Source organism: Streptococcus sp. SO2, from assembly GCF_030440025.1.
In genome coordinates, this window is record NZ_JAQFJH010000012.1 from 1 (window position 1) to 16169 (window position 16169).

Annotated in this window: 14 protein-coding genes, 1 tRNA gene and 1 rRNA gene; 3 read left to right on the top strand and 13 right to left on the bottom strand. The window is 42.7% G+C overall.

The annotated features are described in order from the left end of the window. From PCY17_RS09030 to PCY17_RS09065, 8 genes are all read right to left on the bottom strand, one after another. Positions 1-79, bottom strand: a 16S ribosomal RNA gene (locus PCY17_RS09030); the annotation flags it as partial. Between the two features lie 232 nt (positions 80-311). Then, positions 312-383, bottom strand: a tRNA-Glu gene (locus PCY17_RS09035). A 116-nt stretch (positions 384-499) separates the two neighbouring features. Continuing rightward, positions 500-934 carry a cytidine deaminase gene (locus PCY17_RS09040; protein ID WP_000382004.1) on the bottom strand — a complete coding sequence of 145 codons (435 nt, stop codon included), beginning with the start codon at positions 932-934 and terminating at the stop codon, positions 500-502. Positions 935-946: 12 nt separating this feature from the next. Then, positions 947-2407 (bottom strand): glutamate--tRNA ligase, encoded by a 1461-nt coding sequence (gene gltX, locus PCY17_RS09045; RefSeq protein ID WP_049478984.1) that lies wholly within the window; start codon positions 2405-2407, stop codon positions 947-949. A 127-nt stretch (positions 2408-2534) separates the two neighbouring features. Then, positions 2535-3884 (bottom strand): glucose-6-phosphate isomerase, encoded by a 1350-nt coding sequence (locus PCY17_RS09050; protein ID WP_000018250.1) that lies wholly within the window; start codon positions 3882-3884, stop codon positions 2535-2537. Positions 3885-4052: 168 nt separating this feature from the next. After that, positions 4053-4742, bottom strand: a complete 690-nt coding sequence (locus PCY17_RS09055; RefSeq protein WP_000124760.1) for a gamma-glutamyl-gamma-aminobutyrate hydrolase family protein — start codon at positions 4740-4742, stop codon at positions 4053-4055. Between the two features lie 136 nt (positions 4743-4878). Continuing rightward, on the bottom strand, positions 4879-6645 hold the full coding sequence (locus PCY17_RS09060) for an ABC transporter ATP-binding protein (protein WP_049484837.1): 1767 nt from the start codon (positions 6643-6645) through the stop codon (positions 4879-4881). Between the two features lies 1 nt (position 6646). Beyond that, complete coding sequence (locus tag PCY17_RS09065) at positions 6647-8353, bottom strand: ABC transporter ATP-binding protein (RefSeq protein ID WP_049478401.1); 1707 nt, start codon at positions 8351-8353, stop codon at positions 6647-6649. 206 nt (positions 8354-8559) lie between these two features. Here PCY17_RS09065 and PCY17_RS09070 point away from each other — a divergent pair, with 206 nt between their 5' ends. The 3 genes from PCY17_RS09070 (at position 8560) to PCY17_RS09080 (ending at position 11964) form a co-directional block, all read left to right on the top strand. After that, positions 8560-9576, top strand: a complete 1017-nt coding sequence (locus PCY17_RS09070; protein WP_049478400.1) for an NAD(P)H-dependent glycerol-3-phosphate dehydrogenase — start codon at positions 8560-8562, stop codon at positions 9574-9576. A 21-nt stretch (positions 9577-9597) separates the two neighbouring features. Further along, entirely contained in the window at positions 9598-10497 is a 900-nt protein-coding gene (gene galU, locus PCY17_RS09075) for a UTP--glucose-1-phosphate uridylyltransferase GalU (protein ID WP_000811022.1), read from the top strand. A gap of 564 nt (positions 10498-11061) precedes the next feature. Continuing rightward, the gene (locus tag PCY17_RS09080) at positions 11062-11964 is read left to right on the top strand and encodes a hypothetical protein (protein WP_049478399.1); all 903 of its coding nucleotides are present in this window, start codon (positions 11062-11064) and stop codon (positions 11962-11964) included. 80 nt (positions 11965-12044) lie between these two features. Here the strand turns inward: PCY17_RS09080 and PCY17_RS09085 are convergent, their stop codons facing one another. The 5 genes from PCY17_RS09085 to PCY17_RS09105 form a co-directional block, all read right to left on the bottom strand. Continuing rightward, positions 12045-12725: a rhomboid family intramembrane serine protease gene (locus tag PCY17_RS09085; protein WP_033585443.1), complete on the bottom strand. Its 681-nt coding sequence runs from the start codon at positions 12723-12725 to the stop codon at positions 12045-12047. Beyond that, the gene (locus tag PCY17_RS09090) at positions 12709-13248 is read right to left on the bottom strand and encodes a 5-formyltetrahydrofolate cyclo-ligase (protein ID WP_049478398.1); all 540 of its coding nucleotides are present in this window, start codon (positions 13246-13248) and stop codon (positions 12709-12711) included. Before PCY17_RS09090 ends, PCY17_RS09085 begins: the two co-directional genes overlap by 17 nt. Positions 13249-13259: 11 nt before the next feature. Next, positions 13260-14390 (bottom strand): N-acetyldiaminopimelate deacetylase, encoded by a 1131-nt coding sequence (locus PCY17_RS09095; RefSeq protein WP_084943963.1) that lies wholly within the window; start codon positions 14388-14390, stop codon positions 13260-13262. Positions 14391-14449: 59 nt separating this feature from the next. Then, on the bottom strand, positions 14450-15148 hold the full coding sequence (dapD, locus tag PCY17_RS09100) for a 2,3,4,5-tetrahydropyridine-2,6-dicarboxylate N-acetyltransferase (RefSeq protein WP_084943964.1): 699 nt from the start codon (positions 15146-15148) through the stop codon (positions 14450-14452). 84 nt (positions 15149-15232) lie between these two features. After that, complete coding sequence (locus PCY17_RS09105; protein WP_301393434.1) at positions 15233-16144, bottom strand: DMT family transporter; 912 nt, start codon at positions 16142-16144, stop codon at positions 15233-15235. Positions 16145-16169 lie beyond the last annotated feature (25 nt).

The window sequence follows — 16169 nt, forward strand, 5'->3', positions numbered from 1 at the left end:
TCCTCCTTCAGCGTTCTACTTGCATGTATTAGGCACGCCGCCAGCGTTCGTCCTGAGCCAGGATCAAACTCTCATTAAAAGTTTGAGTTCTCACTCATTTCTGTCACTGACAGATTTATTGTTTTTTCATTGTTCAGTACTATAACCTCAGTTATAGTGCCCTGCACATTGGTTCGTCTTGTTCAGTTTTCAAAGGTCTTTGTCACTCATTCTCTCTCGAGCGACAACTATATTAGTATATCACAGCCATCTGTCTCTGTCAACAGATTTTTTAAACTTTTTTCAAGTTTTTTCTAACCGCAATACACCCATAGTCCGTACGGGATTCGAACCCGTGTTACCGCCGTGAAAAGGCGGTGTCTTAACCCCTTGACCAACGGACCTTGAGCTTTTCAACTCTTTCTATTATACCTACTTTTCCGCCTTTGTCAAGGACTTTTTTTCCTCTTTACCGAAATTCTGAAAAGATTAGGGAAAGAGCCAGTTAAACTGACTCCCTCTATTTATCTTGCCAATTAGTCGCACGTTCCTCTCCCCACCAGTAAGGGATCAATTCGGCAACTTTGATTGTTTTTCTTGTTTCGTAGTCCATCATGAACTCTGCTTCTTTATTTTCAGCATTCAATTCTAAGAGAAATTCTCTGCAAGCGCCACAGGGCATACCTGATCCTTCGCCGTAAGGAGGTTTATCTCGAAAGGCGAGGATTTTCTTAACTTTAGTTTGTCCTGAAAATTGATACATATTGAAGAGAGCCGCTCGTTCTGCACAGAGATGAAAAACGCCACAAGTGCCCTCCATACAAAATCCTGTGAAGATCTGACCATCTTCTGCTTCTACTGCAGCAACAACATGGTTAGCATAAACAAAGTCAGAAACTTCATGGGGATTGAATAAGGTTCGTGCTTCTTCATACATTTTTTCCCATGTATCCATCGGAAGTCCTTTTTATTTAGAAATCTCTTTCAGCATGTTTTCAATATGCTGGATTGACTTTTCACGTCCGAGTAAGAAAATGGTGTCTGGTAATTCTGGTCCATGCATTTCACCTGAAACGGCAATACGAATCGGCATGAAGAGGTTTTTCCCTTTAATACCTGTTTCTTTTTGAACTGCTTTGATTTGTGGGAAGATGTTTTCTGTCACAAATTCTTCATCTGTCATTGCTTCTAGTTTCGCTTTGAAGGCTTCTAGAACAACCGGAACGGTTTCTCCTGCCATGACCTCGCGCTCAGCGTCTGTCAACTCTGGGAAATCTGAGAAGAAAAGATCTGTCAGTGGAACAATCTCGTCTACTGATTTCATTTGTGGTTTGTATAGTTCCACCATTTTTTCAGACTTGTCAGTCAATCGTCCTGCTTCTTCAAGGAATGGTTTGGCCATTTCAAAGATAGTTGCCAAGTCAGCTCTCTTGATGTAGTCATTACTCATCCAGTCTAGTTTCTTCTGGTCGAAAGCCGCTGGAGATTTGCTGAGGCGGTTTTCATCAAAGAGCTTGATGAGCTCTTCACGAGAGAAGATTTCGTCTTCCCCACCAGGGTTCCAGCCAAGAAGGGCGATAAAGTTAAAGACGGCTTCTGGCAAATAGCCTTTTTTACGGTAGTCTTCGATAAATTGAAGGGTATTGGTATCGCGTTTAGACAATTTTTTACCCGTTTCAGAGTTGATGATCAAAGTCATGTGACCGAACTCTGGAGCTTCCCAACCAAGAGCCTCATAAACCATAAGCTGTTTGGGTGTGTTGGCAATGTGGTCATCTCCGCGAATAACATGGGAAATTTGCATGTCGTGGTCATCGATCACAACGGCAAAATTGTATGTTGGGTAACCATCTTTCTTTTGGATAACCCAGTCACCACCGATGTTGCCACCTTCAAACTCGATATCACCTTTGACCATATCATGCCATTTGTAGATACCAGACTCGTTAACAGCCAAACGAACAGTTGGGATGATACCGGCTGCTTCACGTTCTGCGATGTAAGTTGCTTTTTCTTCTTCGCTCATACCAAGGTATTCATTGATGTAACGTGGTGTTTCGCCAGCTGCTTCTTGGCGTTCACGCTCAGCCGCCAACTCTTCTTCTGTGACGTAAGATTTGTAGGCTTTTCCTTCAGCTAGCAATTGGTCGATGTATTTTTGATACAAGTCCAAACGCTCAGACTGGCGGTAGTTTGCATGAGTTTCTGGACTTTCATCCCAGTCAATCCCCAACCAGCGAAGATTTTCAAGCTGTGAACGTTCCCCGTCCTCAACGTGGCGTTTACGGTCAGTATCTTCGATACGAATGATAAAAGTTCCACCATGATGGCGTGCGTAAAGGTAGTTAAACAATGCTGTACGGGCATTTCCGATGTGTAGTAGTCCTGTTGGACTTGGTGCGTAGCGTACGCGGATATCTTTTGACATAGTTTCTCCTATAAAGTCTCTAGGCGTCTGCCTTTTTGCTTTCTATATTATATCACAAGTCTCGCCTGAGTCCAATGTCTACGAATAAAGAGAGTAAAAAGAGTGGACAAGCCACTCTTTTCTTCTATTATAGACGTGCGTTAAGCTCTTTGCTCAATTCTTCAAATCCTGGTTTTCCAAGAAGGGCAAACATGTTGCGTTTGTATGCTTCAACACCTGGTTGGTCAAACGGGTTGATGGCATTCAAGTAACCTGAAAGGGCAATTGCCAATTCGAAGAAGTAGATAGTGTAACCAAGAGTGAAAGCGTCTTGCTCTGGAAGAGTTACGTACATGTTTGGCACATCACCGTCAGTGTGGGCAAGAAGAACACCGTCAGTTGCTTTTTTGTTTACAAAGTCAACGTCTTTTCCTTGAAGGTAACCAAGTCCGTCAAGGTCTTCTTCCAAAGTAGGAATGATCACGTTCTTACGTGGTTTGTCCACACGGACAACTGTTTCAAACATGATACGAGTTCCTTCTTGGATAAATTGACCAAGTGAGTGCAAGTCAGTTGAGAAGTTAGCTGAAGTTGGGTAGATTCCTTTTTGGTCTTTCCCTTCTGACTCACCAGCCAATTGTTTCCACCATTCTGAGAAGTATTGAAGTGATGGCTCGTAGTTTACCAAGATTTCAGTAGCGTAACCTTTACGGTAAAGGATGTTACGAACTGCTGCGTATTGGTATGCTTCGTTTTCAGCAATCTTGTCTGAAGTGTAGTCTTTACGAGCTGCGTTGGCACCTTCCATAAGGGCTTTGATATCTGCACCTGATGCAGCGATTGGAAGCAATCCAACTGCTGTCAATACTGAGAAGCGTCCACCGATGTCATCTGGAACTACAAATGTTTCCCAACCATTAGCATCTGCTTCAACCTTAACAGCACCTTTTTGGCGGTCAGTTGTTGCGTAGATACGTTTGTTAGCTTCTTCTTGTCCGTATTTCTTAACCAAAAGTTCTTTGAAGACACGGAAAGCAATAGCTGGTTCAGTTGTTGTACCTGATTTAGAAATCACGTTTACTGAGAAGTCTTTGTCAGCTACGTACTCCACCAAGTCAGCAAGGTAAGTTGATGAGATTGAGTTTCCAGCGTAAAGGATTTGTGGCGCTTTACGTTCTTCTTTTGTTTGCAAGTTAGCAAAGTGGTGGTTCAAGAAGTCGATGGCTGCTTTGGCACCAAGGTAAGATCCACCGATACCGATTACAACCAAGACATCGCTATCTGTTTTGATTTGCTCAGCAGCTTTCAAGATGCGGTCGAATTCTTCGCGGTCGTAGTTTTCAGGAAGGTCCAACCAACCCAAAAAGTCGCTACCAGCACCAGTTCCTTTACGGATCAATTCGTCTGCAGCTGTTACTTGTGCTTGCATGTATTCCACTTCATGTGGGGCAACAAATTTGTCTAAAACTTTTGAATAATCAAATTTAATATGTGACATGATAATCCTCCAAAATTTCTTCTTTTCTATCATAACGCTTACCTTCGATTTTTTCAAGCTTTTTTATTGAATTTGCCCAATTTTTATCAGAATTCAAACGTTTGCGTAAATTTGCTAAAATATAAAAAATCTGAAAGAACGAATAAAAACGGCTAGAGACTCTAACCGTTACAATTCATTTAATAAATACTCAAATAATTCTAAATTGCCATCTTCTTCATTGACCAGGAACTCTGGGTGCCACTGCAAACCGATAATGCGATGCTCATCGATAGACTCAATCGCTTCGATGGTCTGATCTCGAGGATCAATAGCAGTTACACGGAAATTAGGTGCCAGATCTTTGATACTTTGACGATGGACTGAGTTGACCTGACTTTCTCTTCCAAACAACTTAGCCACCACACTCCCTTCTACCGTCTCAATAGAATGAGATGTTCCAAAAGGCAAGCCTTGCCAGTGACCTTCAATTTCTTGGTGGAGAGTGCCGCCAAAAGCAACATTGACCAGCTGAACCCCACGACAGATTGCCATAATTGGTTTATTCTGACGAAGCGCTTCTTTCAAGAGGGCTAGTTCAAACTCATCGCGTACAAGGTTGTAATCATCGCTCTCAATGGTCTTTTTCTCTCCATAAAACTGAGGATGGACATTTTGTCCACCTGTCAAGATGAGTTTGTCAATCATTTCCACATAATCGCGAACAATGGACTCATCCCCTACAGGAATTACTAAAGGAAGACCACCGACTTGACGAATGCTCTCTGCAAATTTACAGGATACAGATGAGTGGATGTTTTTCCCTTCTGCATCTACAGGACATAGATTTGCAGCAACTCCTACAACCGTTCTAGCCATGACATGTCTCCTTTCGATTTTCTTGCGACAGTCTTATCTTATCATTCCAACCCTTTCCTGTCTAATATGTTTTTTTAAAGACCGTGATAAGTATTTTTTATGGATAAGAAAAAGCTGCCCAATATGAACAACTTTTCTATTCGAAGACAAATTGATTGTGATACAGTTCTGAGTAGAAACCGCCGAGTTTGAGCAACTCGTGATGATTTCCACGTTCAATGACCTCTCCATCTTTGAGGACAATAATCTGATCGGCATTGAGGATGGTCTTCAAACGATGGGCAATGACAAAACTGGTTCGACCTGCTACTACTGCTTCCATAGCATGTTGAATCTTGCTTTCTGTTACGGTATCGACATTGGAAGTCGCTTCATCTAAGATTAGGACTTGAGGATCTGTCATCAATGTCCGAGCGATGGAAATCAATTGTTTCTGCCCAGTCGAGAAGATATTTTGCTCATCATCAATAAGGGTATCATACTTGTCAGGCAAGCTTTCGATATAGTCATGAATATGAGTTGCCTTGGCAGCTGCTTCGACCATTTCCTGACTGGCATCTGGCACACCAAAGCGGATATTGTCTCGGATCGTTCCACTAAACAAGACCGAATCCTGCAAGACAATCCCGACCTTGCTCCGCAGGCTGTCCAAGTCGTAGTCACGGATGTCTTTGCCATCAAAGCAAATGCTGCCTGCATCCACATCGTAGAAACGATTGATGAGGTTCATGATGGTCGTTTTCCCTGAGCCAGTCGGACCGACAACTGCTATCATCTGCCCCTTAGGAGCTGAAATGCTAACATCTTTTAAAATCGGCTTGTCTGGCACATAAGAGAAATCAATGTGACTGATTTCAACGCCTTCTCGCAATTCCGTAAAGGCAGGCGCATTTTGCGGACGAATCTCTTCTTCTGCATCGAACATTTCTTGGATACGATCTGCCCCAGTAAAGGCCAACTGGAGGCTCCCCCAACTCGCAGCCACCTGGATAATCGGCTGGTAGTACTGCTGAGAAAATTGGGTAAACATGACAATCAAACCTAGGGCTGTCGTTGTTTCGATACTTGGATCGTTCAGCAAGACAGCCGAACCTGCAAAAATGACGATGGCCGTATTGACCAAGCTCATCCCATTCATAACAGGAAAGAGGATGCCTGAGAACATTCTCCCTTTAAAGGTTGCCTTGCGCACGCGCTCATTTTGCTCCACAAAGCCTGCTACGATGTCGTCTTGAATTCCTTGTACGATAACAGCTTTCTGCCCTGAAATACTTTCGTCCATGTAGGCGTTGAGTTTCCCTACCTCTTTTTGCTGGAGATTAGTGTACTTGCGGGCCATTTTCACGATGAAAACCAACATGAGAAAGGCTACTGGAGTACTGGCTACTGTTATCAGGGCGAGCGTCACATTTCTTGAAAACATGACAAAAATCAAACCGATGTAAAGAGCAATATTGCTCATAACCTGAACTAGGCTTTCATTGAAGGCTTGAAGGATGTTGTCCAAGTCACTCGTGAAGCGAGAAAGGATATCGCCATCCTGATGGCGGTCAAAGAAAGAAACCGTCAAACGAGAGAGTTTGCCAAAGAGGCCCTTACGCATCTCATTTGTTGACTCAGCAATCACACGGGTCATCAAGGTCATGTAAATCAAACTGGATACCACTAAGGCGAGGACAACTAGAGCTAGATTCAGCATCAGAGCTGACAAACTCTGCCAGGCTAGTTCGGAAGTTCCATTTTGATAAGCCAGAACTAGGTTAGCGAGCTCTGTCACTGCTTGACCTGAAAAAACTGGAAAGAGGGCTTGGGCAATCGTCGCAACTGCAACCATCAGAACCACAATGACAAAGGAGAACTTGTAAACTTTAAAATAATTCCAGAAAAATCGAACGGTTTTCATTTTATTCCTCCTTTCCCTTTTGTGTTTCGTAGATTTCGCGGTAGACGGCATTGTTAGCTACCAAGTCTGCATGCCGTCCTTCTCCAATCAAACGCCCTTGATCCAAGACCAAAATCTTGTCCGCATGGACGACTGAACTGATCTTTTGAGCGATGATAATAGTTGTTGTCCCTTTCAGATCTTTATTCAAAGCTTCCTGCACGAGTCTTTCTGACTTGGCATCTAGGGCTGAAGTCGAATCGTCAAAAATCAGGATACGGGGATTGCTGACAATCCCACGGGCAATGGACATCCGTTGCTTTTGTCCACCAGAAAAGTTGGTGCCACGTTCTTCGACCTGACTCTCAAATTTGTTTTCCATACGCCCGATAAATTCGCTGGCTTGAGCAATTCGTGCTGCACGTTCCATTTCTGACACGCTGGCATTTCCTTTTCCTTGACGAAGATTATCTGCAATGGTTCCGCTAAAGAGAATAGCACGTTGCAAGACAATGGAAACTGTTTTACGCAAGGTTCCCTCGCTGACATCTCGAATATCCTTGCCACCAATCTTAATAGACCCCTCTTGTGGATCAAACAGTCGTGGAATTAACTGAGCCAAGGTAGACTTCCCTGCTCCAGTCGCTCCAACCACACCCACCATCTGACCAGGCGCAATTTCAAAGGTTACATTCTTCAGCATAGGCTCATCGTCATTGGGATAGGTGAAGGTTACATTTTCAAAAGAGAGACTTCCTTCTAACTCTTCGTCTGGGAGATCTTTAAAGGTCATCGCTGGCTCGGTATTTAGAATCTCGCGGATACGACGCAAGGAAATCATGGCACGACTGACAGAATTTCCTAAAAATCCAACCATGATAATGGTAAAGATAATCTGGCTGAGATAGTTGATAAAGGAAGCAATAGAGCCCACAACAGATGGATCTGACTGAGCCATGTCTGCCACTAACCAGATAGAGAGGAAGACCGCTCCATAGCCGACTAGCATCATAACGGGTTCTATAACTGAGAAGGCATAACCGATATAAAGATTTTGGCCGAGAAGTTCATCAGAAACATCGGTAAATTTGTCAAATTGTGCTTTTTCCTGCACAAAGGATTTAACCACGCGCACACCACGTAGATTTTCCTTAGCGATAGCATTGATCCGTTCAAGAAGGGTTTGAAACTTAGCAAATCGTGGCCCCATCATCCCCATCATGATGGCTGTTAGTGCAAAGATTAGGAGCACCATGAGGACAATCACCCACCAAAGTGACGGAAGAGTGTGAACCGCCAAGATAAAGGAACCAATAAAAAGAAGAGGGAGACGGAAGAGGATTTGAAAAGCCATCATCACCACGTTCTGAATTTGGTTGATATCATTGGTCATTCGGACGACAAGATTACCCGCATTAAACTGCTCAATATTGGCATAAGAAAAAGTCTGGATCTTGCGAAAAGCGTCTTCACGAAGGTCCGAAGACACTCCTTGAGCAATATAGGCTGCAAGTGTTACATTGACCCCACCTGCAACCAGACCGACTAGGGCTACTCCTATCAGCCAAGCGCCAATACTATAAATAGCCTCATTTTGACCAGCCAACAAAGCCTCTAACACCTCTTGCAAATAGCGCGGTTGCAAGAGCGAACTCGCAACCATCAAACCTGTCATCATTAAGGATGCCAAGGCCTGCCATTTATAGGTTTTTATTTTTTTAATCAGCATATTTCCTCCTAATAAAATAGATAAAGGGAGCGACATCCTGCGTCAGCTCCTTCTCATTCGTTCATATTGATGCTATTCTAGCAAAAAAGAGACATCTTGTCAAAGAAGTCTCCTTATTATAAATTAGTGCGCTCTCATCTACAGGTGATGCATGAAAAGGCTTTTTATGGTAAAATGAAAGGAAGAACTCTTACAAGGAGGAAAAGATGAAGAAACAAACCATCGCTGTCTTGGGTCCTGGTTCTTGGGGAACTGCCCTTTCGCAGGTCCTAAACGACAATGGACACGAGGTTCGAATTTGGGGAAATATTTCTGACCAAATTGATGAAATCAATAACCAACATACAAACAAACGCTACTTCAAAGATATCCTACTCGACGAAAAAATCAAAGCCTATCATGACTTGGAAGAAACACTAAAGGATGTGGATGCTATTTTATTTGTGGTCCCAACAAAAGTAACGAGACTGGTTGCCCAACAAGTGGCAAAGGTGCTCGATCACAAAGTTGTCATCATGCATGCCTCCAAAGGATTGGAACCAGATAGCCACAAACGCCTCTCAACCATTCTTGAAGAGGAAATCCCAGCTGACCTTCGTAGTGAAGTCGTTGTTGTTTCAGGACCGAGTCACGCTGAGGAAACGATTGTACGCGATATTACCTTGATTACCGCAGCCTCCAAAGATCTTGAAACTGCCCAGTACGTCCAAAATCTCTTTAGCAATCACTACTTCCGTCTCTATACTAATACGGATGTTATCGGGGTTGAAACCGCTGGTGCTCTCAAAAACATCATTGCAGTTGGTGCTGGGGCACTACATGGTCTAGGGTTTGGCGACAATGCCAAGGCGGCCATCATCGCACGTGGCTTGGCGGAAATCACCCGTCTAGGAGTCGCTCTAGGAGCTAACCCTCTGACTTATAGCGGTCTTTCTGGAGTTGGAGATTTGATTGTAACGGGGACATCTGTCCACTCTCGTAACTGGAGGGCCGGTGATGCTCTCGGTCGTGGAGAATCCCTCGCAGACATCGAAGCTAATATGGGCATGGTCATCGAAGGCATTTCAACAACGCGAGCAGCATACGAACTGGCTCAGGAATTGGGTGTCTACATGCCAATCACACAGGCTATTTACCGAGTGATCTATGAAGGTGTCAATATCAAAGAAGCAATCACTGACATCATGAGCAATGAATTTAAAGCAGAAAACGAATGGTCGTAGACCCTTATAGAAAGGAACATCATGAAACAAAAAGTCAGAAAAGCAGTCATCCCTGCCGCTGGATTGGGAACTCGTTTCCTCCCAGCAACTAAGGCCTTGGCCAAGGAAATGTTGCCAATCGTAGACAAGCCAACTATCCAGTTTATCGTTGAAGAAGCCCTCAAGTCTGGAATCGAAGATATCTTGGTTGTTACTGGTAAGTCAAAACGTTCTATCGAGGACCACTTCGACTCAAACTTCGAATTGGAATACAACCTCAAAGAAAAAGGGAAAACAGATCTTTTGAAGCTGGTTGATGAGACAACCGGCATGCGCCTGCATTTTATCCGTCAAACACATCCACGTGGTCTCGGAGATGCTGTCTTGCAAGCCAAAGCTTTCGTCGGAAATGAACCTTTTGTCGTTATGCTTGGTGATGACTTGATGGATATCACGGACGAAAAGGCTGTTCCACTTACCAAACAACTCATGGATGACTACGAGCGTACACACGCGTCCACTATCGCTGTTATGCCAGTCCCTCATGACGAAGTATCTGCTTATGGGGTTATTGCTCCGCAAGGAGAAGGGAAAGACGGTCTTTACAGCGTTGAAACCTTCGTTGAAAAACCTGCGCCAGAGGATGCTCCTAGCGACCTTGCTATTATTGGACGCTACCTCCTCACTCCTGAAATTTTCCAAATCCTCGAAAATCAAGCTCCAGGTGCAGGAAATGAAATTCAGCTGACAGATGCAATCGATACCCTCAATAAAACACAACGTGTATTTGCTCGTGAGTTCAAAGGAGCTCGTTACGATGTCGGAGATAAGTTTGGCTTTATGAAAACATCCATCGACTACGCTCTCAAACACCCACAAGTCAAAGACGACTTGAAAGACTACCTCATCCAACTTGGGAAAGAGTTAGCTGAGGGGGAATAGAAGAAAATTCCATATAAAAAAGAACTAGGATAGTTAATTATCCCCAGTTCTTTTTATTTTGTATTGCTATCATCCCGAACATATATACTCTCAAAAGGAAATCATATTTCTCGGTTAATCCACTAACAGGCTCCACCGAATTGATTTTAAATTTTATGAGAGCGCTACGATATTATTTGTTTTTTTATAAAAATAGGAGTACAATGAGTTAGTATAATAAAATAAAAAACACCGAATCGTGCGCATTACTGATTATGGATAACCATATTTTAACTCAAAAGAAAAATCTTTTGGCTGTGTTGTTTCGAATGGTTCTAAAACTGCTGGTCATTTGTACTATGACATCATTCTGTTTTAGAGCTATGTTGTTTCGAATGGTTCCAAAATAATAAATAATTTTAAATTTGACTTAACTGTTGGAGTAGTCATGGTTAAATTAAATCAACCGAGTCGAATATAAGTTGTTTAATTTTGTGGAAGCTATTAATAAGAATATAATAAGGGAGAAAGATAGGTGTAATTTTAATTTTAAAGTAATTGCGGACACTATCAAAGTAAAAGATTATGGAGAACAAATCTGTAGAATTTATCAAAGACAATAAAAAAGTAATCATTTCATCAGTTGCAGTTGGTGTTGTATTGGTATTAGGGTTTGGATGGTATTCATATTACCAGCATCAAGCAGAGCAACAAGCAAAAATTGTACAATTAGAAAAAGATAGCAAATCAGACAAAGAACAAGTTGATAAACTATTTGAATCATTTGATGCATCTTCAGATGAATCTATTTCTAAGTTGAAAGAATTATCTGAAACTTCACTTAAAACCGATACAGGTAAAGACTATCTTAATAACAAAGTCAAAGAATCATCTAAAGCTATTGTAGATTTTCATTTGCAAAAAGGTTTGGCTTATGACATCAAAGATTCAGATGACAAATTTAAAGATAAAACAACCTTAGAAAATAATGTAAAAGAAATCAATAAACAAATTGATTTTATCAAGAAAGTTGATGAAACATTCAAACAAGATAATCTTGAAGAAACTACAAAATCTCTTACTGATATTGTAGATAAATTCAATAAGCAAATCGAAGCTTTGAAGAAAGAAGAAGAACAAAAAGCAGCTGAAAAAGCTAAAGAAGAAGAGAAGAAACAATCAGAAGCTAAATCACAAGAATCTTCTGGTGGATCAAGTAGTTCAAGCAGTTCAAGTTCTAACTCATCTTCTGATTCTGGATCAAATGGTGGCGGAAGTAATTATGAAGCCCCAGCTGCCGAACAATATTCATCTGGCAACAGCAATAGCGGCGGAGGAAATGATGGCTATACAAGATATACGGGAACTGATGCTTTTGGACATTCAGGCAGTTATCAAGCAAATCACAGTAATGGTGATGTTCGTGACGACAATGGAAACCACCTTGGAAACTACGGTGGAGGAATTGCTGATTTTAGACAACGTTAATAACTATTTTAGAGCTGTGTTGTTTCGAATGGTTCCAAAAAAAGCTACTCATTTTTTGAGTGGCTTTTTAACTATCCCCCCTACACATAGTTCATTCCCTTATAGCAAAGGAAAATGGCTAGTGCGATAAAAAGTACAGTTGCTCCGATTCGCTGGCTAGTACTGTACATCCTTCTCTCCCATTTAACTGGAAAAATAACTGCTAGAAAAGCACCTCCTACTGCCCCACCGATATGGCCTGCTAGGCTGATTCCTGGAATCAGAACACTTCCAATGATATTTATCACGAAAAGTGTCAGATAGGATTGCCCCAACTGCTGGATATAGGGGTTGCGAGTTGCGTAACGCAAGACGATAATCGCAGCAAATAGCCCGTAAAGAGAAGTGGAAGCGCCTGCTGCTACAACTTTCGGTGTGAAAGCAAAAACAAAGAGATTGCCCATCATTCCTGATAAGAGATAAAGAAAGAAGAACTGCTTGGAACCGAAAATCTCCTCCACCTGTCGTCCAAGAAAGTAGAGCGAAATCATATTGACAATAAAATGCTCCCATCCGATATGCACAAATATAGCCGAAAAAAGGCGCCAAATCTGCTCAGGGAACAGACGAATGATCGGTCCATACATGGCTCCAAACTGAAGCAAGGTATCTGCTCGTTCAAAATTTAAACCTGTAAGAACCAACATCAAGAGAAAGACCAATGCGGTTACTAGGAGGAAGAAACTAGTCACAGGATAACGTTTATCAAAGATTTCCTTCATAGATTAACACCTCCTGAACAGGAATATCATGGTCTTCCAAGTTAAACTCCTGAATTTGACAAGGATAGATTGTACTCAGGCTCTGCCCAGCAAAATGTTCTAGATAGCGGTCGTAGTATCCTCCACCATATCCGATCCGATAGCCCTCTGTTGTAAAAGCCAAGCCCGGAACATGAATTAAATCAATCTGAGACGGTTCCACCACTTCCAAGTCTCCTTGCGGTTCCAGTAAACCAAAGGAAGTTTTTGCCAACTGCTGCGGATGATAGACCACAAACTCCATGCGCCCCTTGGGATAGGTTTTGGGTATCAGAACCTTTTTATCGTCCTTCAGCGCCCGCTCGATCAATTCTTGCGTTTGAAATTCATGAGGGAAGGAGAGATAGGTTGCGATGGTCTTGGCTTCTTGGTAAAAAGGGTGTTGTAAGAAACGCTCAGTTAAAACTTGGTCCATAGCCTGTTTTTGCTCCTGAGATAGAGACTTCATTTCTTGCAAAATTTTCTTGCGTAGTTCTGCTTTCATAGACAATTCCTCTACTCTGCTGCCTTCTTTTTCAAGAAACTAGAGACCGCATCTACCCCAATGGCTAAGGCTTCTTCCTTAGGGCTCATCTGAGGGTGATGAAGGGCGTAGGGACTATCGATACCTAGCCAGAACATAACGCCATCTACCTTCGAAAGGAGATAACCAAAGTCCTCACCCGTCATAGCAGGCTCGATATCAATCAACTCAATTCCCTCTTTCTCTTCAAAAAAGTCCATCAGTTCACGCGCCAAGGCTGGATTGTTCTCAACAGGTAGGTAGCCTCCTTGCTTGAGTTCTACTTCGACTTCCATATCAAAGGCTGCTGCAACACCTTCTGAGACTGTCTTGACTCTTTTTTGTACCAAGAGGCTCATGTCCTGAGTCAAGGCGCGAATAGTTCCATGTAAAAATGCTGTGTCTGTAATGACATTATTGGTTGTTCCAGCTTGGAAAAGGCCAAAGGTCACCACCGCCCCCTCGATTGGATTGACATTGCGGCTGACAACTGACTGCACCTGGGTTACAAAGTAACTAGCAGCCACCAAGGCGTCATTGGCTTCATGTGGAAAAGCTGCGTGTCCTCCTTTTCCTTTGAAACGAATCTTCACCTCACAGGTCCCTGCAAAGAGAGTATGTGTATTGGTCGCAATCTGGCCGACTTTCAAATCCGGACGAACATGGAGACCATAAAACTGATCTGGCAACCAATCTCCAAAAGCACCATCCTCATACATGAGCATACCACCAGCTTCATTTTCTTCAGCAGGCTGAAATAGAAAGAGCAAATTATTCTTGGGTTGCTCCTCAAGAGCACGCTCGAGACAGCCCAAGGCAATGGTCATGTGAAAATCATGTCCGCAAGCATGCATACGACCTTGGTTTTGAGAGGCAAAAGGTAGACCTGTTTGTTCGACAATAGGCAGACCATCAATGTCTGTTCGCCAACCAATGGTTCGCTCCGGCTGACTTCCCTGCAGGTAGACCAAAATTCCTGTCCGCCAGGTACGAACTTGAACAAAGTCCTTGTTCGCAGTCAATTTCTCAATCACATCCAGCAAATAAGCCTGAGTCTTGAACTCCTCCAAGCCAATCTCTGGAATCTGGTGTAAATCTCGTCTAGTCTGAATCAAATCTAACATCTATCTGTCCTCCTATATAGAAGAAAGAGGCTGGAAGAAGTATCCGCCTCTTTTTATTTTTACAAGGTACGAAGCGCATCTTCTAGCGCTGTTTTTTGTTGGGTTTGGGCATCAATTTCTTTGATGATGCGAGCTGGAACACCTGCTACAACCACATTTTCTGGAACATCTTGGGTAACAATAGCTCCTGCTGCAACAACTGAACCACTACCGATTTTGACTCCCTCGATAACCACTGCATTGGCACCGATAAGAACATTGTCTCCAACACGGACTGGTTCAGCACTAGCTGGCTCAATCACACCTGCCAAAACTGCACCTGCACCAACGTGACTGTTTTTCCCAACGATAGCACGGCCACCAAGGATGGCACCCATGTCAATCATGGTTCCTGCACCGATTTCTGCTCCGATATTGATAACAGCCCCCATCATGATAACAGCATTGTCACCAATTTCCACCTGGTCACGGATAATAGCACCTGGCTCGATACGAGCGTTGATAGCACGCTTATCTAGCAAAGGAACTGCAGAATTACGAGCATCTTGCTCGACAACGTAATCTTGATTTTCTACCAAACCTTCAAGAAGCGGAGTCACGTCCTTCCAGTCTCCGAATAGGACATTTCCTAGTTTGACAACAGAGCTAGGCACAGCAGTTGCGAGTTGCCCCTCAAAGGTTACTTTGACACTGGTTTTCTTTTCAGCATTGGCGATAAATTGGATAATTTCTTGAGCATTCATTTTTGTAGCAGTCATAGGTGCCTCCTGGTTCGTTATAATGATACCTATTCTACCAAAAAAGGCCTCAAATTTGAAGCCTCAACTATCAAATAATCATCTTTACCTGGCTTGTTTTGCTTCTTCTATAGATAAAAAAATCATCGGAACGATAATCAACACCATAGCTAAGGCCAAAAAACCATCCATGACCAATCCCAAAAAAAGAACACTTAATAAAGCTGAAGAGAGCGGTTCGCTAGCACTCACCACCGATACAACCAGCGGAGAAACGAGTGACACGGCCTTCATAGATAGAAAGAAGGCAAAAGCAGTACCAAACACGGCAATCGTCAGACAAATCAGCACACTTACCAGATCCACTTGAAAACTTATCTGATAAATAGGGTAAAGGAAATTACTAAAGAGCCCTGCCAGAATCATCCCCCAACCAACAGTCGGAACAAATCCGTAGCACCGTGCAAAACGCTGAGGAAGGATAACATTAAACATGACCCCTACTGCACTGAGCAAACCTGTTACTAGAGCCAAAGGTGTCATGGATAACTGGGACAAATCCCCTTTTGTAGCCATCAAAAAAACACCTAGCATGGCAATCAAAACATAGAACACAGCTGTAATTGAAGCCTTCTTCTGGTAAATGATTCGATTGTAAAACAGGATAAAAACAGGGCTGATAAATTGCAAAATGGTCGCCGTCGTCGCATTGGAATACTCAACGCAGAGATAAAAGAAAAATTGCACAGAAAAAATACCTAGAATAGCATAGGCTAAAAAAGGTAGATAATTTTTCTTATCACGCCAGATGTCCAACAAGCGGCTACGCAACTGAAAAGCAGATAAACCTAAAACCAAACTCCCTGCCACTAATAAACGCATAGAAGTAATCCATCCAGAAGACACTGGATAATGAGTGAAAAAATACTCTCCTAAAATCCCACAAATCCCCCAGATTAGGCCTGAGAGTAGCGAGTATACTGTCCCCTTAACAATCTTTTTCTGATAATGATTCATATTATTATTGTAACACGAAACCAAC

Excerpts from the sequence above, each read along its gene's own strand:
- PCY17_RS09040 (WP_000382004.1), bottom strand. The coding sequence starts at position 934 with ATGGATACATGGGAAAAAATGTATGAAGAAGCACGAACCTTATTCAAT.
- gltX (WP_049478984.1), bottom strand. The coding sequence starts at position 2,407 with ATGTCAAAAGATATCCGCGTACGCTACGCACCAAGTCCAACAGGACTA.
- PCY17_RS09050 (WP_000018250.1), bottom strand. The coding sequence starts at position 3,884 with ATGTCACATATTAAATTTGATTATTCAAAAGTTTTAGACAAATTTGTT.
- PCY17_RS09055 (WP_000124760.1), bottom strand. The coding sequence starts at position 4,742 with ATGGCTAGAACGGTTGTAGGAGTTGCTGCAAATCTATGTCCTGTAGAT.
- PCY17_RS09060 (WP_049484837.1), bottom strand. The coding sequence starts at position 6,645 with ATGAAAACCGTTCGATTTTTCTGGAATTATTTTAAAGTTTACAAGTTC.
- PCY17_RS09065 (WP_049478401.1), bottom strand. The coding sequence starts at position 8,353 with ATGCTGATTAAAAAAATAAAAACCTATAAATGGCAGGCCTTGGCATCC.
- PCY17_RS09070 (WP_049478400.1), top strand. The coding sequence starts at position 8,560 with ATGAAGAAACAAACCATCGCTGTCTTGGGTCCTGGTTCTTGGGGAACT.
- galU (WP_000811022.1), top strand. The coding sequence starts at position 9,598 with ATGAAACAAAAAGTCAGAAAAGCAGTCATCCCTGCCGCTGGATTGGGA.
- PCY17_RS09080 (WP_049478399.1), top strand. The coding sequence starts at position 11,062 with ATGGAGAACAAATCTGTAGAATTTATCAAAGACAATAAAAAAGTAATC.
- PCY17_RS09085 (WP_033585443.1), bottom strand. The coding sequence starts at position 12,725 with ATGAAGGAAATCTTTGATAAACGTTATCCTGTGACTAGTTTCTTCCTC.
- PCY17_RS09090 (WP_049478398.1), bottom strand. The coding sequence starts at position 13,248 with ATGAAAGCAGAACTACGCAAGAAAATTTTGCAAGAAATGAAGTCTCTA.
- PCY17_RS09095 (WP_084943963.1), bottom strand. The coding sequence starts at position 14,390 with ATGTTAGATTTGATTCAGACTAGACGAGATTTACACCAGATTCCAGAG.
- dapD (WP_084943964.1), bottom strand. The coding sequence starts at position 15,148 with ATGACTGCTACAAAAATGAATGCTCAAGAAATTATCCAATTTATCGCC.
- PCY17_RS09105 (WP_301393434.1), bottom strand. The coding sequence starts at position 16,144 with ATGAATCATTATCAGAAAAAGATTGTTAAGGGGACAGTATACTCGCTA.